This is a genomic window from Mesorhizobium sp. BHbdii, from assembly GCF_053848045.1.
This window is the reverse complement of the sequence record NZ_JBSPKX010000003.1, coordinates 731,306-752,829: the sequence shown is the minus strand read 5'-3', so window position 1 is coordinate 752,829 and position 21,524 is coordinate 731,306. Positions and strand designations below refer to the sequence as shown.

The 21,524-nt window shown below is 63.0% G+C and carries 17 protein-coding genes; 4 read left to right on the top strand and 13 right to left on the bottom strand.

Features of this window, described 5'->3' with window-relative positions; all coding sequences use genetic code 11:
- The 3 genes from ACWTU8_RS20375 to oiaX form a co-directional block, all read right to left on the bottom strand.
- A complete protein-coding gene (locus tag ACWTU8_RS20375) occupies nt 1–885 on the bottom strand; it encodes a helix-turn-helix domain-containing protein (RefSeq protein WP_455849559.1) in 885 nt (294 codons plus the stop codon).
- A 169-nt stretch (nt 886–1,054) separates the two neighbouring features.
- The gene (locus tag ACWTU8_RS20370; protein ID WP_455849558.1) at nt 1,055–2,389 is read right to left on the bottom strand and encodes a four-carbon acid sugar kinase family protein; all 1,335 of its coding nucleotides are present in this window, start codon (nt 2,387–2,389) and stop codon (nt 1,055–1,057) included.
- Between the two features lie 4 nt (nt 2,390–2,393).
- Nucleotides 2,394–3,644 (bottom strand): 3-oxo-isoapionate-4-phosphate decarboxylase OiaX, encoded by a 1,251-nt coding sequence (oiaX, locus tag ACWTU8_RS20365; RefSeq protein WP_455849557.1) that lies wholly within the window; start codon nt 3,642–3,644, stop codon nt 2,394–2,396.
- A 143-nt stretch (nt 3,645–3,787) separates the two neighbouring features.
- Here oiaX and ACWTU8_RS20360 point away from each other — a divergent pair, with 143 nt between their 5' ends.
- Nucleotides 3,788–4,501, top strand: coding sequence for a transcriptional regulator NanR (locus tag ACWTU8_RS20360; protein ID WP_455849556.1), 714 nt, complete (start codon nt 3,788–3,790; stop codon nt 4,499–4,501).
- 2 nt (nt 4,502–4,503) lie between these two features.
- On the opposite strand, the gene apnL is transcribed toward ACWTU8_RS20360, so the two are convergent.
- The 9 genes from apnL to mtnK form a co-directional block, all read right to left on the bottom strand.
- Nucleotides 4,504–6,342 carry a D-apionate lactonase gene (gene apnL / locus ACWTU8_RS20355; protein WP_455849555.1) on the bottom strand — a complete coding sequence of 613 codons (1,839 nt, stop codon included), beginning with the start codon at nt 6,340–6,342 and terminating at the stop codon, nt 4,504–4,506.
- Nucleotides 6,339–7,376: a Gfo/Idh/MocA family protein gene (locus ACWTU8_RS20350; RefSeq protein ID WP_455849554.1), complete on the bottom strand. Its 1,038-nt coding sequence runs from the start codon at nt 7,374–7,376 to the stop codon at nt 6,339–6,341. Before ACWTU8_RS20350 ends, apnL begins: the two co-directional genes overlap by 4 nt.
- Complete coding sequence (locus ACWTU8_RS20345; protein ID WP_455849553.1) at nt 7,376–8,440, bottom strand: ABC transporter permease; 1,065 nt, start codon at nt 8,438–8,440, stop codon at nt 7,376–7,378. Before ACWTU8_RS20345 ends, ACWTU8_RS20350 begins: the two co-directional genes overlap by 1 nt.
- Complete coding sequence (locus ACWTU8_RS20340) at nt 8,433–9,989, bottom strand: sugar ABC transporter ATP-binding protein (protein WP_455849552.1); 1,557 nt, start codon at nt 9,987–9,989, stop codon at nt 8,433–8,435. Before ACWTU8_RS20340 ends, ACWTU8_RS20345 begins: the two co-directional genes overlap by 8 nt.
- On the bottom strand, nt 9,986–10,645 hold the full coding sequence (locus tag ACWTU8_RS20335; protein ID WP_036267447.1) for a DUF2291 family protein: 660 nt from the start codon (nt 10,643–10,645) through the stop codon (nt 9,986–9,988). Before ACWTU8_RS20335 ends, ACWTU8_RS20340 begins: the two co-directional genes overlap by 4 nt.
- Nucleotides 10,646–10,721: 76 nt before the next feature.
- On the bottom strand, nt 10,722–11,663 hold the full coding sequence (locus tag ACWTU8_RS20330) for a substrate-binding domain-containing protein (RefSeq protein ID WP_455849551.1): 942 nt from the start codon (nt 11,661–11,663) through the stop codon (nt 10,722–10,724).
- A 268-nt stretch (nt 11,664–11,931) separates the two neighbouring features.
- Nucleotides 11,932–12,759 (bottom strand): phosphogluconate dehydrogenase C-terminal domain-containing protein, encoded by an 828-nt coding sequence (locus ACWTU8_RS20325; protein ID WP_127209653.1) that lies wholly within the window; start codon nt 12,757–12,759, stop codon nt 11,932–11,934.
- 363 nt (nt 12,760–13,122) lie between these two features.
- Nucleotides 13,123–14,214: an S-methyl-5-thioribose-1-phosphate isomerase gene (gene mtnA / locus ACWTU8_RS20320; protein ID WP_095518180.1), complete on the bottom strand. Its 1,092-nt coding sequence runs from the start codon at nt 14,212–14,214 to the stop codon at nt 13,123–13,125.
- The gene (gene mtnK, locus ACWTU8_RS20315; protein WP_455849550.1) at nt 14,211–15,482 is read right to left on the bottom strand and encodes an S-methyl-5-thioribose kinase; all 1,272 of its coding nucleotides are present in this window, start codon (nt 15,480–15,482) and stop codon (nt 14,211–14,213) included. Before mtnK ends, mtnA begins: the two co-directional genes overlap by 4 nt.
- Before the next feature lie 136 nt (nt 15,483–15,618).
- Between mtnK and ACWTU8_RS20310 the strand changes: the two genes are divergently transcribed.
- The 3 genes from ACWTU8_RS20310 (at nt 15,619) to ACWTU8_RS20300 (ending at nt 19,318) form a co-directional block, all read left to right on the top strand.
- The gene (locus tag ACWTU8_RS20310) at nt 15,619–17,145 is read left to right on the top strand and encodes a sugar ABC transporter ATP-binding protein (protein ID WP_455849549.1); all 1,527 of its coding nucleotides are present in this window, start codon (nt 15,619–15,621) and stop codon (nt 17,143–17,145) included.
- A gap of 36 nt (nt 17,146–17,181) precedes the next feature.
- Nucleotides 17,182–18,201, top strand: coding sequence for an ABC transporter permease (locus ACWTU8_RS20305; RefSeq protein ID WP_455849548.1), 1,020 nt, complete (start codon nt 17,182–17,184; stop codon nt 18,199–18,201).
- Between the two features lie 61 nt (nt 18,202–18,262).
- Nucleotides 18,263–19,318: a substrate-binding domain-containing protein gene (locus tag ACWTU8_RS20300; RefSeq protein WP_065008346.1), complete on the top strand. Its 1,056-nt coding sequence runs from the start codon at nt 18,263–18,265 to the stop codon at nt 19,316–19,318.
- Nucleotides 19,319–19,387: 69 nt separating this feature from the next.
- On the opposite strand, the gene ACWTU8_RS20295 is transcribed toward ACWTU8_RS20300, so the two are convergent.
- Nucleotides 19,388–21,442: a bifunctional aldolase/short-chain dehydrogenase gene (locus tag ACWTU8_RS20295; protein ID WP_455849547.1), complete on the bottom strand. Its 2,055-nt coding sequence runs from the start codon at nt 21,440–21,442 to the stop codon at nt 19,388–19,390.
- Between the last annotated feature and the right edge of the window lie 82 nt (nt 21,443–21,524).

Below are 21,524 nucleotides of genomic sequence, written 5' to 3'. Positions count from 1 at the left end.
TCAGGATTCCGGAGAAGAATTCACCCGATAGGCCCGAGGCGTCATCCCCCTGAGACGCCGGAACGTCGTGGTGAAGTGGCTTTGGCTTGAAAAGCCGAGCCGAAAGGCAATGCTACCGATCGTCAAACCCGTTTCGCGCAGCAGCATCTCCGCTCGCCGCACGCGTTCCTCGATCACATAGGCATAGGGTGCAAGGCCGGTCGTCGCTTTGAAACGACGTGCAAAACTGTCGACGGCCATGCCCGCGACGGCTGCCAGCTCGCTTAGCGAAACGTCGGAATGCATATGTGCATCGATGTAAGCCCGAACTCGACCAAGCGCCCGACGGCTGAGGCAGCCGTGACGCAGAGAAGGATGTTGATCCCGGTTCAGAATGGCCACGCGGAGGCAGACGAGGGCGACCAGATGCTCGACATAGGCAGTGTCCGGCCTGTGACCACTTGCCATCTCGTCGCGAAGCGAACTCAGCAGCGTGGCGATCACCGCGTCTTCCTTGTTCACCAGGATCGGCAAATCTCTCAGGCGTTCGCATCCGGGAAGCCCGATATCGGGATCGATCCATAAGGCTGAATAGGAGAGGTTTACATCGCGATAGAAGCCGAGCCGCTCCGCGCCTGCGGGGACGAAGGTGAGGGCTCCGGGACGATCCATTCCGTCATAGAGGGATCTTGCCTCGTGCCGGATAGATGTATGGGACGTTCCGCCTTCTTCGGTCAGCACGATCAGATGATGAGGGGCTGTCCAGCGGAGTTCCGCCTCCCGGCACGCCCACCGCCGACTGTCGAATACAATCGAGGAGCTGCCCCACGACGCGGTCTGCAGGGGCTCCGATTTCTCTTCCTGGCTCCGAACCCGTCCGTTACCAAGCAACGGTCTGAATGACATCGCGGCATCCCGCTGGTTCACTCGCGGAGCCGGGGTCAGCTCCGGCTTGAGCGCTGTGCGCCGCCCCGCCGCTACGCATACGGCGGCTTATGTGGGACAGGCATCGTGGGTTGGTAACCGCGCCGTGTTCAAGAAGTCGTGAGATCAGGAAAATCCAGCGCGCCTCCTGTCAATCACTGAGCCCATCGCGAATGGTGCAGAAATAGCGATCGGTTCCGACCTGTCCGCCCTTGAGCGCAACTTCCAGCCCATCGATCGTCTTGACGCGCGAGTGGGCGACGCAGAGGGGCGAACCTGGTGAGGCGGGCAGCGGCATCCGCACCGTCAGCGCATCGACGCCCATCTGGCCGAGTGCATGGCTCGACGTGTCGCCGCCGGCGATGACCACGCGCTGCAACTTTTGTTCGATCGTCAGCTCGCGAAGAAGTTCGCCGAGGCCGCGACCAAGCTTGTGGCGGGCGCCTGCCTGCCGGTCGATTTCGGCGCCGCGGTCGGCTGCTGGTCCAAGCGCCGTGTAGAGGACGACGCTGCGCCCGGCCTCCAGACTGGCGCGACCGCTTGCTGCCGCGCGAGCGATCGCCTTGTCGGAATCCTCTGAGACCAGTTCGACAGGGTCCACCTCGATCCCGTCGAAACCGTCCGTCAGAGCATGCCGGATCTGTCGTTCCGTTGTCGGCGAACAACTGCCCGAGACCACCGCGATCCGGTCGGCCGCGCCCGGCGGCGAAAAGCTGGGCTCGGCACTGACGGTATGGTTCGACGCCCATTCGGCCAGCAGCGCATATTCGATCCCGGAAGAGCCGACGACGAAATAGCCGCCCGGCGTGCGAACGCGCCATATCTCCTTGCCGGCAAGCGCCTGAGTCTCGCGGCTGTCGACGTCCAAAAGCACGATATCGCTGCCATTTTCGGTCAGCCGATCGAACACTTCCGATCGGGACGCTGACTGCAGCGTCGCGAGGTCGACCAGCCCCGAGGTGAGGTCTGTCTGGCGCGACAGATGGATCAGCAAATCGGATTCATCCATCGGCGTGGTCGGATGGCGGCTCATCACGGGATGGCGATCAATACGGAAGTATTTTTCGCGGTAGGCCGCGAACAGATGGCCGAAGGCGGTGTAGCGCTTGAGCTGCGGCGCGCCGACCACCAGCGGCACGCTGTCTTGGCTAAACACCGAGCGGCCAATCTCGATCGCCCGGCCGATGCTGCCGATCGCCGGGCTGGAATCGAAAGTCGAGCAGACCTTGTAATGGCAGATCTCGGCGTTCAGGGTCTTCAGCCAGGCCAAGGCGCCCCGCAGATGCGTGTCCATCCATTGCGGCGTCTCGCTTCGGCTGGTGCCGGCCAGGCCGATGGCACGGCAATGCCGGAACCGCGAAAGCAGGGCCTCGTCGGGCTGGCGCATGAACAGCACGGTCGGCACGCCGCCGAGCTCGAGCGCCTCCATGACGTCGGTCGAGCCGGTGAGATCATCGCCATAGTAGCTGAGAAGCAGATTTTGCATGGGGTCAGGCTGCTTTGCCGTCGCCGAATTTCTCGATCGATCCCGCCAGTTCGGGATGGGTCAGCGCGAACTCCGCCAGCGGGATACCATCGACCGCCGCCTGCCAGGCTTGCTGCACGGCGCGCACGCCGGCACCCGGCCCGTTCGGATGGCTGACGATGCCGCCGCCGCAGAGATAGAGAAGATCGACCGTTCGGCCGGTTCGCCGGTAGGTTTCGGGGGCCTGTCCGCCCCACTGGCCGGAGCCGGCGACCGGCAACGCGCAATCATCAGGCGAAAAGATCGGCGTGGTCACCGCCTTGAAGGATTCGACGAATGACCAGTCCGGCTCCCAATATTTCGAGGCGATGCCATTGATCTGGAACTGATCGACGCCGAGCAGCCGCCAGAACTGCTGCCAGACCTTGAAATCCATGCCAAGCCCGGGGTGACGGGTGAGAATGTCCCAGCCGTTGCGGTGGGCGTGGATCACCAGGCTGGAGCGCTTTCTGAGGAAAGCCATGCCGCCGAAGCCGACGGAGTTGATGTTGACCACAGCGCAATTGCCGCCGGCCTTCGCCACCAGATCGTGGTTGCGCATCATCTCGTCAGGATCGGCATGCGAGATGCCGAAGGCATACATGACCTTTTTACCGGTCTTCTGCTCATGGTCGAGGACGAGCGGCATGATCGCCTTCACCCGTTCCGACAGGGGCGAATAGGCCGGGCTCATCAGCTTCTCGTCGTCCTTGATGAAATCGACGCCGGCGGCGATCAGCTCACCCACCATCTCCGCCGTTTCGCGCGGTCGAAGCCCCAGCGCCGGCTTGACGATCGTCCCGATGATCGGGCGGTTCTCCACGCCGGTTAGTCGGCGGCTGCCGGTGACGCCGAATTGCGGACCCGGATGGGCGCTGCGATACTCATCCGGCAGCTTCATGTCGACGACGCGGATGCCGGACAGGCCCTTGATCGAATAGGCGCCACCGATGGCGATGGTCATCAGCGCCGAAAGATCGGTACCGATGGCATCCAGCGGAAACGCGATGTCGACATCCGCGCGCTTGAAGGGCCCGTCGCTGGCTTCGGGAAGCGATGGACGATCGGCGTCCGGCAAAGACCGTATCGCCAGGACGCGTGCCGCCACCCGCGCCTTGAGCTCTTCGGTCTCGCCGGCCAGCGCAACGAAGGTTCCGGTCGACTGGTCGCTTGCGATCTTGGTCGCCAGCGCCTCGATGCTCGCCGAGGTCTCGACGCGATAGGTGAGGGTGATCATAGCTCGAAAGAAGTTCCCCGATATTTGAAATCTGGTATAATGAGTACATAAGCATTGCAAGCGATATCCTGCTCTCGCGCAGGCATTCCGGGAATCGAGGCGACAATGCTAAATAGACACCGGTCAAGGAGTGATTCGCGACGATGAACCGTTCGGAGCCGATCGTCCGGCGCAAGCTTTCCGACGAAGTGTTTTTGAGGCTGAAGCGCCTGATCACCAGCGGCGAATTGCGGCCAGGCGACGACATGCCGTCGGAGCGCGAACTGATGGAGCGCTTCGAGGTCGGCAGGCCGGCGATCCGCGAAGCGATGCAGGCGTTGAGCAATATGGGTCTCGTCGCGATCTCGCATGGCGAGCGGGCGAAGGTGCTTCAGCTGACCGCCAAGTCGATCATCAAACAGGTCGATGGCGCGGCCAAGATCATCCTGTCGTCGTCGAAGGACACGCTGGAGCACCTCAAGAACGCGCGCATCTTCTTCGAGCGCGGCATGGTCAGGGAGGCCGCCGAAAAGGCCACAGCAGAGGACGTTCAGCGGCTGCGGGCCACCGTTGCCGAACAGCGGAGCTTTCGCGGCGATTCCGAGGCCTTCATATCCGCGGACATGAAGTTTCATACCCAGATTGCGGCAATATCCGGCAACCCGATTTATGTCGCGGTCAGCGAAGCGATGCTTGGCTGGCTGAAGGAATATCACACCGAGATGCTGATCTGGACCGGCAAGGAAAACTTCACGCTGACCGAGCACGAAGAGATCATCGGGCGCATCGAGCAGAAGGATGCCGACGGAGCCGAGAAGGCGATGATCAAGCACCTCGAGCGCTCGCGCGCGCTCTATGTGATGAATTCCGGCAACTGATTTCACCCGATCCGGGTGATCGCGTAAGGCGGCATCACAAGGTGGCGTCGTTCGAACCCGGAGATATCAACCGTCACTTCGCTCGCCGTCAGATTCGCCAGCCAAATGACGGTCTGACCCGCGGAAGAACGGCCGGCCAGCGTGAGCACCCGCGTCTCATCGCTAGTCCTCGCCGCTAAGTGCCTGAAGCCGGCCAGTTCGCAAAGCCCCTTGATAGCCTCGAAAATCGGCCGGGGTTCCCCTTCGCCGACGGGTTCCCCGGATGCCGCCAGCACGCCGAACGGTCCGGTGAAGCTGGACAGCGTGAGCATCTCCAGCCCGGCCGGCGCGACGCGCGCGGCATAGCCGATCGTCCATGCTGCCGCGAACATGCCGGCATGGCGGGGATCCCGGTCGGCCATGGCGATGCGCTGACGGTGCGGATTGGCTTTGGTCGCACCGCCATAGGGGTTCTGCCGCATGGCGATGGTCGATGGGCCGATCCGGTAGTGTTTTGGCCCGAAGATCGCCCGCACCGATGCGGTGATGAAAGGCAGCGCCTCCAGCGATTGCATGACGCTGAGATCGTCGGCGGCGTGCACGATCGGGCATGTGCAGTGGGTGACGAAATCGAGCAAGTCGGCGGGAACGCGCTTGCGGTTCAACTCAGTGAAATAGCTGAACATGCCGCCGCCGAGGCGGATATCGGGAAAGGCGCGCCGCGCGGCGGCATAGACGTCCTCGAGCGGCGGACATTCAGGCCATGCGCTGCCCGGCGGCGTTGACTGCCGGTCGACCGAGGGCGAAACGGCGATGGCCGAGAGCTTCAGCCTGGCCTGTCGCACCGCATCGGCGACGCCTGAAAGCTCAGCGTCGAGATCGCCAACGCAGGAAACGACGCATTCAAGCGTCGTCTCGACCGGGCAGGCTGCGGCGAGCCGGGCATAGGACTGCAAGGCTTCGAGGCCGTGGCCACGCGTCGGGTCGTAGTGGAACGTCAGCTGTTGCGGGCCAAGCGCGGACAGCGTCGGAAGGTTTGCCAGCGCCGCCTCGACCTCATCCGGGTAGATGATCACGGCGATATCCGGTAGTGCCGGTCCGGCTTCGCCGAGCTCGACGCGGACGTGTTCGGCGGCTGTTGCGGCAGCCGGCGCCTTCACGTCGCCTGAGATGCGCAAGCTGATCGTCTGGCGCACAGTCTCGCCGGCAGGCAGCACATAGGGCCATGGCAGCGCGAGCGGCCGGACATAGGTCTTGTAGGACGCGTCCGACCAGTTGCGTTGGTCCTCCATCTCGAACACGTCGCCTTCCATCCGGCATTCGGCGGTGACGCCGGGCCGGACCTCATGGGTGATCGCCCGCAAATCCTTGAAAGGCTGCCAGGGGTCTATCAGCTGCGGAAGCTTCGTTTCCACCACGCTGCCGTCGGTGTGCTCGACGGTGATCGGGCTGCCGGCCAGGCCGGCGATCGGATGCAGGATGCAGAAGCCGCAGCGATTGGTCTCGAAATCGTCTTCGGGACGCGCGCTCACGTCGAAAACCAGCTGGCCGTCGGCGGAACCTTCGATCGTCGCGCGAAAGTCGAGCCGGCTTCCCTTTGGTCCGACGCAACTTGCCGAATAGCTGACGGAGAAAGTGTCGGCACTCTGGTCAATGACTAAATCCGTGAGCGCCGGCTCGTAAGTGCCCCAGTCGCGGTCCCTGATGACATAAGCGATGGTGCGCAGCACTTCCGTGCCGCCGTGGCGGATGGTGCGCAGATTGCCGTTGACGAAGTCGGCGCTGAGTGCGCCGGCGCGTAGCCTGACCGGCTCGGCCTCGACGGCGCGCGTGCCATAGAGGAGGAAGGCATCGGCGGTCATCTCAGCAAAGTATCGAGCTGCACCGGCTCACGGCTCGCAGCGCCCGCATAGGCGGCCTCGACCAGCGCCAATGTCCTGAGATTGTCCGCACCCGAGGTTGCCGGCTCGGTCCCGTTCGCCAGGCAATTGACCCAGTGCTTTTGGATGGCGACGACGCTTTCCTGGATGTTGTGCCATGGTCGCGATGCCCATGGCAGCAGCGGTGGCGAGACGTCGCTGACCGCCGTTCCGTTCCTGCCGGTGACGGTGAGTCGGTAATCCTGCTCGAGCCGGATCGTGCCGCCGCTGCCGTCGATCTCGACCAGCGTCTGCGGAAACGGCTCAGTAGCGAGCTTGGTCGCATAGCTGCAATCGACCACAGACGTTGCGCCGCTCTCGTGGTCCATTAGCATTGTAGCGACGTCCTCGCCGGCAATCTCAGGATTAATGCGAGCGGTTCGTGTCGTGATCGTCGAAACGTCGCCCAGCAGAAAGCGGCCAATGTCGAGACTATGGATGCCCAGGTCCTCGATGATGAAGCGCTTTCCCGTCGCCAGATAGGGCTGGCCGGAAAACACGTCATAGGCCGAGCGGAACGAGATCCGCCCGAAGAACGGGGTGCCGATATCACCGCTGTCGAGCACGGCGCGCACCGCCTGGATCGGCGACTGCCAGCGAAAATTCTCATGCACCATGAGCGGCACGCCGGCGTCAGAGCAGGCCTTCGCCATGGCCTTGGCATCGGCAAGCGTCGGCGCGAACGGCTTTTGGCAGATTGCCGGAACGCGATGCCGCGCCGCCATCTCGACAAGCGGACGGTGGCTCGGCGCGGTGGTGGCGATATCGACGAAATCCAGTCTTTCGGCGGCAAAAAGTGCTGCCGCGTCGGTATAGCGCCGCGTGATGCCGAACTGGTCGCCGACTATCCTGAGCCGTTCCGAATCGCGGTCGCAAATGGCGACGATCGAGGCGCCGGCGATGTCGCGCCAGGCGTGCATCTGGTTGACGGCAAAGAAGCCGCAGCCGATCAGCGCTCCACGCAGTTCCGCCGCCATCAGCCCGCCTTTGCCATCTGCATTAGCGTCACGCGGCTCTGCAGCCGGCGCTGTGCCTGGTCGACGACGACAGCGACGATGATGACAAGGCCCTTGATCACCATCTGCCAGAACGAGCTCACCCCCATCATGACCAGCCCATCGGAGAGAATGCCGATGACGAAGGCACCGACGATGGTGCCGCCGATCGTGCCGCGGCCGCCCGACATCGAGGTGCCGCCGAGCACCGCCGCTGCGATGGCGTTGAGCTCGAAGCTCTCGCCGGTCGCCGGATGCGAGGCCATCAGCTCGGACGAGATGATCAGGCCGACGACCGCCGCGCAGAAGCCGGAGAACATGTAGACGAACATCTTCACCATGTTGACCCTGACGCCCGAAATCCGCGCCGCCCGTTCGTTGCCGCCGACGGCGAAGATGTGGCGGCCGAGCGGGGTATATTTGGCGAGATAGGCCGCCCCAAGTGCTACAACGACAAGTATCCATATCGAAACCGGCAGGCCGAACAGCCGGCCGGCGCCGAGGAAGCCGAACCCAGTCGTACCCAGATCGGGCTTGCCGACAAGGTTCGGGAAGGTGCGGCCATCGGACGACAGCAGCGCCAAGCCGCGCGCGACATAGAGCACGCCGAGCGTGGCGATGAACGGCGCGACATTCAGCCTGGTGATCAGCAATCCGTTGACGGCGCCGATCAATATGCCGACCGCCAGCGTGATCAGCGCGATTTCGAAGACGTTGAAATAGATCGTATAGCCGACCTGCAGGTCGATGCCGTTGAGCACGAGATAGCCGGCGACCATGCCGCACAGGCCGACAATCGAGCCGACCGAGAGGTCGATGCCTCCGGTGATGATGACGAAGGTCATGCCCATGGCGAGGAAGGCGTTCAGCGCCACGTGCTTCGACATCAGGATCAGGTTGGCGGCCGACAGGAAATTCGGCGCCGCGATCGAGAAGAAGATCAGGACGGCGATCAACGCAATGAACGTCCTCGCCTTCATCAGCGTCAGCAGGACGGAGCCGCTCGAGGCGGAGGCAACTGAAGCCTTGGCCGGGATGTCAGTCATGGGCGTGGCTCTCCGTGCGCGGGACCGGTCCGTGGCCAAGCGCCGATGCGGCGACAAGTGCCGCCTCCGTCGCCTCGGCGCGATCGAACATGCCGGTCAGTTTTCCATTGCTCATCACCGCGACCCGGTCGGACAGCGCCATCACCTCGTCGAGATCCGAGGTGGCGAAAAGTATGCCCAGTCCGTCGCGGGACAGTTTGCGCATGGTGCGGAAGACGTCGGCCTTGGCGCCGACATCGATGCCGCGGCTCGGTTCATCCATCAGCAGCACCTTGGGTCCGGTGAGCAGCGCCTTGCCGATGACCACCTTCTGCTGGTTGCCGCCCGACAGCGACGAGACCTCTTGCGCCGGATTGGCGACCTTGATCGCCAGCTCCCGCACCATCTGCGTCACCGCCTGGTTTTCCTTGGCGCCACGGATATGGAACAGGCGGACAAACCGCAACAGGCTGGCCAGCGTCAGGTTGCTGGCGACTGAGAGGATCGACACCAGCCCTTCGCGCTGGCGGTCCTCGGGGATCAGCGCCAGCCCGCGCCGGATCCGCCGTGTCGTGTCGCGCTCTCTGATCTTTTTGCCGGCGATGAAGATCGTTCCGGTGGCATGGCCATGGCGTCCCATGATGCAGTCGAACAATTCGCTGCGTCCGGCGCCCATCAGGCCATAGATGCCGAGGATCTCGCCGGCGCGCAGCGACAGCGAGACGTGATCGACCGCAAGCCCGCCGGTCACGCGCGGCAGGCAGATGTCCTCGGCGCGGAATATCTCTTCGCCCGGAACATGGCCGTCGGCCTTGGCGAAGTCCTTGGCGTCCGAACCGATCATCTGCCGCACGATCCATTGCGTGTCGACGTTCTTCATCTTCTCCTGGCCGGTGATCCGCCCGTCGCGCAGCACGGTGATGTAGTCGCCGATGCGGATCAGTTCCTCGAGCCGGTGCGAGATGTAGACGATCGCCACGCCGCGCGCCTTGAGGTCGGCAATCACCTTGAACAGGATCTCGACTTCCGCCGCGCTCAGCGCCGAGGTCGGTTCGTCCATGATCAGGATGCGCGCATCGAGCGAAACCGCCTTGGCAATCTCGACCAGCTGCTGCTGGCCGATACGCAAATCCTCGACCAGTATGTCCGGCCGGATGCCGGCTTCCAGCCGCTCGAGGAATTCCGCTGCGCGGCGCTCCTGTTCTCGGCTATCGATCTTGCGGAGCCGGTTGGTGATCTCGCGGGTGGCAAAAATATTTTCTGCGACCGTCAGGTTGCCGAACAGGTTCAGCTCCTGAAACACCATGCCGATGCCGCGATTCACCGCGTCCCCGGATGAGGAGAAGGAAACCTCTTCGCCCTCCAGGATTATGCGGCCGAGCGTCGGCTGTTCGACGCCGGCGATGATCTTCATCAGCGTCGATTTGCCGGCGCCGTTTTCGCCGACCAGCACGTTGACCGCGCCCTTGCGCACCTCGAAATTCGCGCGCTTGACCGCGACGGTGCCCGAATAGACCTTGGAGACGTCTTCCAGCGTCAGGATGACATCGTGATCGGTGGCGGCAGTCATGGCTTCGGCCCGATCTCTGCCTCCGCCGGCGTCACCAGCGGCAGGTCCTGGCCGCTGCCGATGACATAGGCGCCGACAACCCTAACGCTCCGGCCCTCCAGCGCTTCGCGCGGCAGCTTGGAAAGCACTGTCTTGTCGGCGTAAGTGTTGAACGCCTTGCCGAACTGGGCGAAGTCGATCTGGTTGGTGAAATCGTTGAACTGGATGAAGTCGAGACTGTCGCGTAGCGCGGTGCCACGCATTGCGGGTCCGATCTGCACCCGCGCATCCGCCTTGCCGTCGCCGTCGGCATCGACATCCATGGTTGCCGCGCGTGACTGTGTATTCGCCGCAACAATCTTGCCTTCGAGGCGAACCGAGAAGGTCCATGGCGAATTCGCCTGTTTCTTCGGATTGCCATACTTGGCGCCGGCAGCCGCTGGATCGGCTTTCGCCAGCGCGTGAACCTCGGGAAATGGCCCGGCCTTTTGCTGGAGATAGGGCACCGCCTTGGCAGCCCAGATATCGCCGACCATCTTGTCCGCATTGAAGGCCGGAGGTTTGCCGCCGTTTTCCGCTGACGGTGTCGGCAGGATCTTGCAGGCGGTCAGGCTGACGCCGACGGTCACGGCAAGGAGCGGCGCGGCGAGGATCGAACATGTCGGCTTGTTCGGCATGGCGGTCAGGGCACCCAGTAAATGGAAGCAAGGGACGAGCCGGAAGCTCGTCCCTTGCGATTGATGTTACGCCGGCTCAGTTGGTCAGCGCGAAGGTTTCCAGCTTGGCGGCATTGTCGCCATTGATCAGGACGCAGTCCATCAGCTGCTTTTCCTCGGCCGGAGACTTCTTGTTCTTGATGAAGTCGTTGGCCTGCTCGACTGCCATCTGCGCCTGCGCATAGGCCGGCTGCAGGACTGTGGCCTTGATGCCGCCTGAAGCGATCGAATCGCGCACGTCATTCGATCCGTCGAACCCGACGACGATGACATCCTTGCGGCCGGCGGCGGCAAGGGCGGCATAGGCGCCCATCGCCATCGTATCGTTGCCGGAGATCACGCCCTTGATGTCCGGGTTAGCTTGGAGAATGGATTCCATCTTGGAATAAGCTTCGGTCTGGCTCCAGTTGGCCGACTGCTGCGCCACCATCTTCAGGTCCGGATAGTCGTCGATGACGTCGTGATAGCCCTTCGAGCGAATGCCGGCATTGGTGTCGGATTCCTTGCCGACCAGCTCGACGAAATTGCCCTTCTCGCCCATCAGCTTGACGAACTCCTGCGCGCCGAGCTGGGCGCCCTGATAGTTGTTGGAGACGATCTGCGCGACGGCGACGCCGGTGGCGTTGATCTCGCGATCAATCAGGAAGGAGGGAACGCCCGCGTCCTTGGCCTTCTGCACGGCGGCGACGGTGGCGTCGGCGCCGGCATTGTCGAGGATGATCGCCTTGGCGCCGCGGCCGATCGCGGTGTCGATCAGCTCGGACTGTTTGTTGGCGTCGTCGTCGTGGACAAGCACCAGCGCTTCGTAGCCGAGTTCCTTGGCCTTGGCTTCCGCACCGACAGCTTCCGCCTTGAAGAACGGATTGTCGTGCGAGGGCGTGATGATGGCAATGAGATCCGCCGCATAGGCGGGTGCGGCGGTGCCAAGCGCCAGCATGCCGGCAAAAGTCACAAGTGTTATTCTGCGAGTGAGTTTCATGATTCCTCCCGTTTGAAAAAGCCCTGATCAACTCAGGCCACTGTCTGCGTTTCAATTCGCCAGGCGGCACAAGAGATCGCGGATCGCCTCAGTTTCAAAACCGTTTGCCGGCTTCCTCTGAACGGATCGTCGCGCCCTCCAGTCCCGGCCTCCTCCGCTTGCCCAAGCCTCGAATTCCCTGGCGAGGCCCGGGTTGGCCCGAGCTTACGAACAGCTAAGCCAACTGGTATGATGAGTCAATCACTAATTCAGATGATATGTACCCGCCTCAGGTGATGCGCTGAATGCTCGCTGCAATCTCTTCCGGCTCGAAGACCCGCTTCCAGTCGTCACGCATCAAGACCGGCTTGCCGAACTCGATGGCCTTGTTGCAGGCATCGGAGAACACGCCCTTGGTCTCGCCGAAGATGACGGCGCCGAGCACGTTCATGTGGCCAAGCAGGAAGTCGAGTGCGGCCTGCTGGTCGACCCCGCGCGCGACGACCTCGTCGACCGCTTCCTTCATCACGACCAGCAACGAGGCGCAGACAGTCTCCGAAAGGCCGGGTTCGAGCAGGGCCATTTGGTCGACCGTGACGCGATGCGACCGCATGACCGGGGCCCAGATGATCTTGGCGATCGCTTCGCCCTTGGCGAAATCTTCCTCCGGTCCCTGCATCAGCGCGCTGACCATATGCTGCTTGGCCTTGACGCCGCCGAAATAGTCCTTCTTGGCCGCCATATCGGTCTCGTCGTTGAAGATCGGCGGATGGCAGGGATGGGTGACGAAATAGGTCAGGTCCGGCCGCTTGGGCAAATGGCCGGCGAAAGGTGCTGCGGCGTCCAGCACGACGACCATGGTGCCGGCAGCAAGCTTGCCCTCGATGCTGGCCGCCACCTTGCCGATATGGGTGTCGGGAACCGCCAGGATGACCACCTCGGCGCCATCGAGGGCTTCGTCGGCGCTGACCGCGTCGATGCCCAACCCCGTCTTTAGCCGCTCGCGGCCGACGTCGCTGACCTCGACATGGCGTATCGTGTAGTGAGAGCCGCGAAAATTGGTCGACAGGCGGTAACCCATTTTGCCGCCGGCACCAAACAGCGCTATCGTTGTCATCTAGCCGTTACTCCTGATCTCGAACGATGGCCCGGCCAATCGTCATCTAATCAACTGGTATAATCACACTACCACGGCTTGGCAACTGGATAGGAATCGAATGCGGCCCGCTCGTCAGTGTCGTAGGTTGTTAGCATCGCCCACCGCATCGACGGACGATCGCGTCGCTTTAACTTGTCCGCGTGCTGGCGAGGCGAGCACCAGGATGACACGCAGAATCGGCCGTCATAAAAATGCCGGCTGTCAGAGACGAGCTACTCTGGATGAGACGCAAGCCGCGCCCTTGCTGCGGATGGGGCAATCAACGGCTGGACTCTCGGTTATCCGCTGATACCGCTTTCAAAAGTCAATGAAGCCGGATCATCAGCGTCCGGGAAACATCGCCTTCAAGCCTTCGCGCGAGGCCCTGGCGACGCCGCGCTCCGTGATCAATCCGGTGACCAGCCGCGCCGGCGTCACGTCGAAGGCCGGGTTTGCCGCGGGCGTCGTATCCGGCGAGATGCGGACCTGCGCAATCTCGCCATTCGCGGTCTTGCCCCAGACCAGCGAGACCTCGTCGCTGGAACGCTGTTCGATCGGGATTTCGGCCAGCCCGTCACCCACCGTCCAGTCGATGGTTGGCGACGGCAGCGCGACGTAGAACGGCACGTCGTTGTCGGCCGCGGCCAGCGCTTTCAAATAGGTGCCGATCTTGTTGCAGACATCGCCGTCGGCGGTGGTGCGGTCCGTGCCAACGATGACCATGTCGATCTGGCCGCGCTGCATCAGATGGCCGCCGGCATTGTCGACGATCAGCGTATGCGGCACGCCATGGCCGGCCATCTCCCATGCGGTCAGCTGAGCGCCCTGGTTGCGCGGGCGTGTTTCGTCGACATAGACGTGAACGGGAATGCCCGCTTCCGTTGCCAAATAGATCGGCGCCGTGGCGGTGCCGTAGTCGACGGTGGCGAGCCAGCCGGCATTGCAATGGGTCAGGATGTTGACCGGTTCTCCCGGCCGCTTGCGCACCGCGATTTCCTTGATGATTTCAAGTCCATTAACGCCGATGGCTCGGTTGAGGCCGACATCCTCGTCGGCGATTTCTCCGGCGCGCCGGTAAGCAGCCTCGGCGCGTTGTCCAGATGGAAGCGGCCGCAGGAAACCTCGCATCTCATCGAGCGCCCAACGCAGATTGATCGCGGTCGGGCGCGTTTCGTGCAAGACCTCCCAGATGCCGTCGAGTGCTGCATCGGATGGATCGTCGGCCATCTGCATGGCGACGCCATAAGCGGCGGTGACGCCGATCAGTGGCGCGCCGCGTACCCACATGTCGCGGATCGCCGTCGCGATGCCGGCAACCGTGCCGACTTTTTCCACGCGGAAATCATGCGGCAGCCAGCGCTGGTCGATGATGTCCACCGAACGGCCGTCGTCGCTCAGCCAGATGGTCCGGTAGTGACGGTCGCCGACGTTCAAATTCTGTTCTCCTGTTCGATCAGCGCGGCCAATGTGTTGACCTCGTCGATGCTGTGAATCTGGCGCCGGTTGACGGCGATGTGACGGCCGAATTTCAGTGCCTTCGCCTCACATGTGGCGCGCAGATCCTCGTCGGCAATGGTCTCGAAATCGGCGTTGTGCGCCAGGCCCAGAATACGCCGGTGCACCTCGACGCCGGCAAAGCCCAGCATGTCGGTCCAAATCGAATGCAGCATGTGGTCGAGCGCCTGTTCGGCGCCAAGCCTGTCGCCCTGATCCTCGAACAGGCTCTTCTGGTAGAGCATGCCGGTGCGCTCGGTTCGCCACAGATGCGAAAACTCGGTGCGGAATACCGACCACGTCTCGACCGTCACATCGAGCAAATAGCCGCGCATGGCGTCGCGCTTTTCCTTCTGTTCGTGACCGCGCTGCGAAAAGAACGCCATCCAGAAATTGGCGAGCAGCATGCCGACATCGAAGGCCATCGGCCCGTAGAAGGCGAATTCGGGGTCGATCATCCGCGTTTCTGAGTCGGTGACCATGATCGAGCCGGAATGCAGGTCGCCGTGCAGCAGCGTTTCTGCGTTGGCCGCAAAAAGATGCTTCAGCCGCTGCGCCTCGACCTTGAGATGGCGGTCCGCGCGCAATTCTGCGACGATGCCGTCGAGCTGTGGGCTCGTATGCCGGTTCATCTTGGCGTCGAAATAGGGATCGGAGAACACCAGATTCTCGGTGATATCGCAGAGCTCGACGTTGTCGGCGAACAGCGCCAGATCCGCCTTGCGATCTTTGGTCACCATGCTGAGGTCGGAGCCGCGAAACAACGTGCGGGCCATGAACAAGCCGATATCCCTGGCGATGTTCGGCAACTGGCGGCCCTCGATCAGCGCCCGCCGCAAGATGATGTGCGGCGACAGATATTCCATGATGATGAGCGCCTGGACTTCGTCGAAATGATAAATCGCCGGCACCGAACCGGGCGCTCTCGCTTCCTGCCGCGTCAGCGCGTGATACTCGAAGAAGGAGCGCTTCAATGGCAGCGGCCAGCTGTCGCCGACCAGGCGAACATAGGGCAGGGCCTGCTTGACGACGGCAGCACCCGTGGCGCCCTCGACGATGAAGACCAGGTTCAGATTGCCGTCGCCGACCTCGCGGACCTTCCAGCGGGCCGTGTCCTTGCCGATATGCGAACACAGCGCCTCGTTGCCGCCAAGGCGTGCCGCCAATGTCTCGACCGACAGTGCTTCGAACGGCAATTTCCCGGTCATCCTCACCCTCCCGCTGATGTGCTCCCATCATAGTGGAGCCAAGGCGGTTAGTCCAAGCTAGGAAACCCTCTGGCAATTGTCAATCGTGTTGACAATTGCCGAAGCAGCCCCTAGCGTCATGGTCAGGGAGGAACGAATGGGCAATGATGCCGTGTTCCGCGTGCACGGCCTGAGGAAGTCCTTTGGCCATATCGAGGTGCTTGGCGGCGTCTCGCTCGATTTGCATGCCGGCGAAGTAACCGTGCTGATGGGTGCCAACGGCGCCGGCAAATCCACCCTGGTCAAAATCGTCAGCGGCGTCTACGAGCGCGGCGGCGGCACGATGAGCCTCGCCGGCCACGACTTCGCACCGGAGGACTTCGCGCCAAAAACGCCGGCGGAGGCGATCCGCGCCGGCGTCGTCACCGTTCATCAAAACATCAATGACGGTGTCGTCGCCGATCTCGACGTCGCCACCAATTTGACGCTCGACAGGCTGAGCGGCAGCGGCGCGCCGACCCTGTTCAATCCGGGCCGGGTGCGTCGCGAGGCAAAAGCGGTTGCCGACCGCATGGGGCTGGCCATCGACCTGAAGGCCCGGATCAGCGATCTCTCGCTGGCCGACCGCCAGATGGTGGCGATTGCCCGCGCCATGGCGCATCAGCCGAAGGTCCTGATCCTCGATGAGCCGACCTCCTCTTTGTCCAGCGCCGAAGCCGACCGGCTGTTCGCGCTGGTCGACAGGCTACGCGAGCAGGGCGTCGCGATCCTCTACATCTCGCACCGCATGTCCGACATCAGGCGGCTTGCCGACCGGATCGTCTCGATGCGAGACGGCGTCATCTCAGGTGTTTTCGACCGCAAGCCGCTCGATTATGAAGGCGCCGTCAACGCCATGCTCGGCCGCAAGATCCACCTCGACCGGATCGTCGCCAGGAATTCGGCCAAGCCTATCCTGACGATCGACGGGTTGCGCATTGCAGAAGGCTCCATGCCGATCTCGCTGACGCTCGGCGATGGCGAAGTCGTTGCCATCACCGGCCTCGTCGGCGTCGGCAAGACCGCGCTCGCCGAGACGCTGTTTGGCGTCCGCAAGCCGCTCACCGGGACCATGACGTTGAACGGAAAACCCTATGCTCCGGGTTCGACAGGCGAGGCGATCGCCGCCGGCGTGTTTCTCGTCGCCAAGGACCGGAGCGAAAACGGGATCGTCGGCGACTTCAACATCCAGGAAAATATCAGCCTGCCGTTCCACAGGCGGATGTCGCGTATGGGCGTTCTCAAGCGCCGCATCGAGCGCGCCACCGCCCGCCAGCAGATTCGGGAACTGGGCATCGTCTGCCGCTCGGAGAAGGACGAAATGTCAGCCCTTTCCGGCGGCAACCAGCAGAAGGTGATGGTCGCCCGCTGGATCTCGCAGGCGGCAAAGCTGTTCATTCTGGACGAGCCGTTTCAGGGCGTCGACATTTCGGCCAGGCGCGACATCGCGGCCAAGCTGCGGGCGAGCGCGAACGGCCGTGCGACGCTGCTGTTCGTCACTGAACTCGACGAGGCGCTGGAGACCGCCGACCGCATCCTGGTGATGTCGGAGCAGACAATCGTTGGCGAACACCGCAACGCCGACATCGACCTCGAGCGCTTGTTGGCGGAAGTGGCGGGCAGACCGTTGCACAGCGCAGCGTGAGGGCGGGCAGATAATGGAACGTGGAATGGAGAGGGCATGAGTTCGGGTTTGGTAAGGATGGCAGCGGCGCGCGACCATGCCATCCGCTATGGCTTCATCGTTCTGCTGTTCGGGTTGATTGCATATTTCGCCATCGCCGCCGATGGCTTCATCTCGCCGCAGAGCGCCGTCTTCATCTTCCAGTCGGTCGCCATCACCGGCGTGCTGGCGCTCGGCGTCACCGCCACCCTGGTCGTCGGCGGCTTCGACCTGTCGATCGGCTCCGTCGCCACCAGCGCCATGATGGCAGCCGCCTATGTCATGGTGGTGCTGGAGCAGAACGCCGTCGTCGCGGTTGTCGCCTGTCTCTTGATCGGTGCCGTTGTCGGCCTCATCAATGGCTGGCTGATCGTCTATATGCGCGTACCGGACCTTCTGGCGACGCTCGGCATGATGTTCTTGCTCGTCGGCCTGCAGCGCATTCCGACCGAGGGCCGCTCGATCGCCACCGGCATGACGATGCCCGATGGCGCGGTCGCCAACGGCACGTTCGGCGCTGGCTTCCTGGCGCTTGGCCGCCACCGCTTCGATTTCTTCATCCCCAACCTCATCCCGGTTTCGGTAGTCGTCCTGCTCGTGCTTGCGGTGCTGATCTGGTTTTTTCTCGAATACACCCGTTTCGGACGCATGATGTATGCGGTCGGCAGCAACGAACGGGCTGCCGAACTCGCCGGCGCGCCTGTCAAGGCATACAAAATCTGGGCCTACGTTATTTCAGGGGTTTTTGCCTCGATCGGCGGCATTTTGCTCGCTGCCCGGCTTGGACGCGGCGACATCGCCTCGGGTAATAATCTCCTGCTCGACGCTGTCGCCGCGGCGCTCATCGGCTATGCGGTCCTCGGGGCCGCCAAGCCGAACGCCTTCGGCACGGCCGTCGGTGCGGTGTTTGTCGGCGTGCTGCTGCAGGGCCTGACGATGATGAACGCGCCCTACTACACGCAGGATTTCATCAAGGGCGTGGTTCTTGTGGTTGCCCTTGTCTTCACCTTTGCCCTTTCCGGCAGGGGCAAGAGGTAGGGTTTCGACAGATAGGATTTCGACCGGCTGAAATTTGAGTTCAACAAGTGGAGGAGACAACATGAAGATCACGAGAAGACTTTTGGGGAAGGCAGCACTCGGGCTTGCCGGCGCCGCGCTGCTGATGCAGGTCCCGGCGATGGCGCAGGACAGGCCGGCGCCGTTCGACAAGCCCGGCGCCGTCAAGATCGCGCTGGTCCGCTATCTCTCGACCGGTGACTTCTTCCAGGCCTATCTGTCCGGTGTCGAAGCACAGGCCAAGGCGCTCGGCGTCGATCTGCGCGTCCTTGACAGCCGTCAGGACGCCGCCCTCCAGGCAGACATGGTCGACCAGGCCATCGCGCTTGGCGTCCAGGGCATCATCATCCAGCACGGCTTGACGGAATCGATGAAGGAAGCCGCCCAGCGCGCGGTCGACGCCGGCATCAAGGTCGTAGCGTTCGACGTCAACGTCGAAAACCCCAAGATCCCGCAGATCGAACAGTCCGACCGCGACCTCGCACGCCTCGCGCTCGAACAGGCGATCAAGGACAATGGCGAGAGCTGGAAGGCCGGCTATGTCTATGTCGCCGGCATCGCGCCGCTCGACCGCCGCAACGAGACCTGGGTTGACTTCAAGAAGAAATATGCGGGGATCAACGAGGCGGCGATGTTCGGCACGCTCGACAATCCGATCGCCAATTCCGTCGCCAACCAGGCCCGCTCGGTGTTGTCGGCCAACCCCGACATCAAGGTGATGTTCGCGCCCTATGATGAATTCGCCAAGGGCGTGAAGATCGCAGTCGACGAGGCGGGGTTCAACAAGGACATCAAGATCTATTCGGCCGATATCTCGACCTCCGACATCGCCGCGATGCGCGAGCCCGACAGCGCCTGGGCGGCAACCGCCGCCACCAATCCGGCCGTCGTCGGCCAGGTTTCGGTGCGCGCGCTGGCGCAGCTTTTGGCCGGCGAAGACCCGGGCCACAACGTCATCGTGCCGCCGACGCTGATCACCCAGAAGGATCTGATCGACAAGGACATCAAGAACATGGAAGACCTTTCGGCCAAGCTGCCGCAGTTCGCCCATGCCGATGTCGCGATGCCGGCCTGGATGCCGAACCCGAACGCCAAGTAGCTTTTAATCGCAGGCAAAAGGAAAGAGCGGCTTGCGGGCCGCTCTTTTGCATCTGGACTGTTCTTGAGCCTACCGCAGCGCCGCAGCGATATTGCCGCCGTCGACCGTCGTCACACTGGCGGTGGTCCGCTCGGCCAGCGCCTGATGCAGGAAAGCCTGGGCCACGTCTTCGGCCGTCACTTCCTGACCAAGCAGATTGCCCGCCATATATTCCTTTTCCGACACGCCGCGCGCGCCCGAACGGCTGGCGATCATGGCGTCGGTAAGCAATCCGGAACGGATGCGATCGGCGTTGACGGCATTCGAGCGGATGCCATGGGCGCCATAGTCGAGGGCATACTGCCTGGACAGGAACAGCGTCGCCGCCTTCGGGATGCCATAGGCGCCGAACTTCGGACCCGGATTGATCGCCTGCTTGGAGGTGTTGAAAAGGAGCACGCCGCCGGTGCCCTGTTCGAGCATGATCCGCACCGCGTTCTGCGCCGCTGACTGGTGGGCGAAGAAATTTAGCTCGAAGCTCTTGCGCAAAGTGGCGTCGTCGAGTTCGCCGATCCGGCCTTCCCAGGCAGCCCCCGCATTCGAGACGAGAATGTCGAGGCCGCCGAAGACGGCCACCGCCTTGTCGAATGCCGCGCGCATCTGCGCCGGATCGGTGATGTCGGCGCCGATGCCGATCGAACTGTTGCCGGCTTTCTTCGCCGCTTCCGCCGCCCTTGACGCATCGAGATCGACGACGACGGCATGGGCGCCGTTGTCGGCGAACAGCTTTGCCGTGGCGGCGCCGATTGCGCCGGCGCCGCCGGTGACCAGCACAACCTGCCCGGTCAGCGGCTTCGGCTTGTTGGAGGCGAGCTTGGCCTGTTCCAGCGACCAGTATTCGAGCGGGAACAGGTCGGCTTTGGACAGCGGGCGGAAATCGCCGACCGCTTCGGCCCCGCGCACCGCCTCGATCCACATTTCACCGACGTCGGAGGCAATCTTCGCATCCTTAAGCGTGCGGCCATGGCCGAACATGCCGAGGCCCGGCACCAGCGTCAGCCGCGGCATCTGGTCGAGCATCGTGCGCTTCACATCATCGAGCGCGTCGTTGGTTTCGAAGTAGGCGCGATAGTCCCTGGCGAATTTCTCGACATGTTGGCGGATGACGGATTTGTAGTCGCCGATCTTGTCTGCGTCGGGCGCCGGCAGCGCCATCGGCCCGGTCTTGATGCGGATCGACAGGTCGGGCGTCGATACGCCGCGCCCGGCATAATCGGCAATCTTTGCCGAATTGATGAAATCGACGATCGCGTCCGAGGTGCGGAAATCGCTGATCATGCGGTCGAAGCGGCCTTCGCCGCGCGCTACCGCCACTGAGCCGCGCAGCATCGGCGCAATGTCCGCAGGCTTGGCCAGCCTGGCCGGCAAGGCGGCTTTTTCGGCAAGCGGCTTGCCGTGGCTGGCGATGAACTCCTCGGCGGCGTTCACATAGTGGATCATCCGGTCGTAGGCCTGTTTGGCATCGTCGCCGAACGTGAAAATGCCATGCTTGTCGAGGATCAGGCCCTCGACCGTCGGGTCGGCGTCAAAGACATCGGCCGCCGCCTTCGCCAGGTCGAAGCCCGGCATGATGTAAGGCACGAACCCCATCTTGTTGCCGAAGACTTTCTTGCTCAGTGCCTCGCTATCATCCTGGTCGACGATGGCCAGAACGGCGGTCGAGTGCGTATGGTCGACGAATTTATGCGGCAGGAAGGCGTGTAGCAGCGTCTCGACCGAGGGGTTTGGCGAAGACGGGTCGATGAGGTTCACCCGCTGCAGGGCGACCATATCCTCGTCGGAGAGTTTCTTGAGCGACCGCGCCTTGAGCAGGGCGCCGAGCTTGACCGCCGGCAGGCCCTGCGGCTCGATGACGCCCATGTCCCAGCCGCTGCCCTTGACGCAGAGCACGTCCCATTCGTCGCCAACGAGGTCGGTGGCCTTTGTCTTGCAGGATGTGTTGCCGCCGCCATGCAGGACAAGCCGCGGTTCGCCGCCCAGAAGCCTGGTCGTATAGACGCGCAGCGCCAGGTCGCGGGCAACGCCCTTTGTTGCATAGTCGGCAACCAGCTTCTCCGCGTCGCCGTCATTCCACAGGTTCTTCATGTTCGCTTCGTCCGATTTCTCTTTGTTTGTGAACAGGAACGCCGCGACGCTTTGATGACAATGCGCCCGCGGCGGCGTTTTG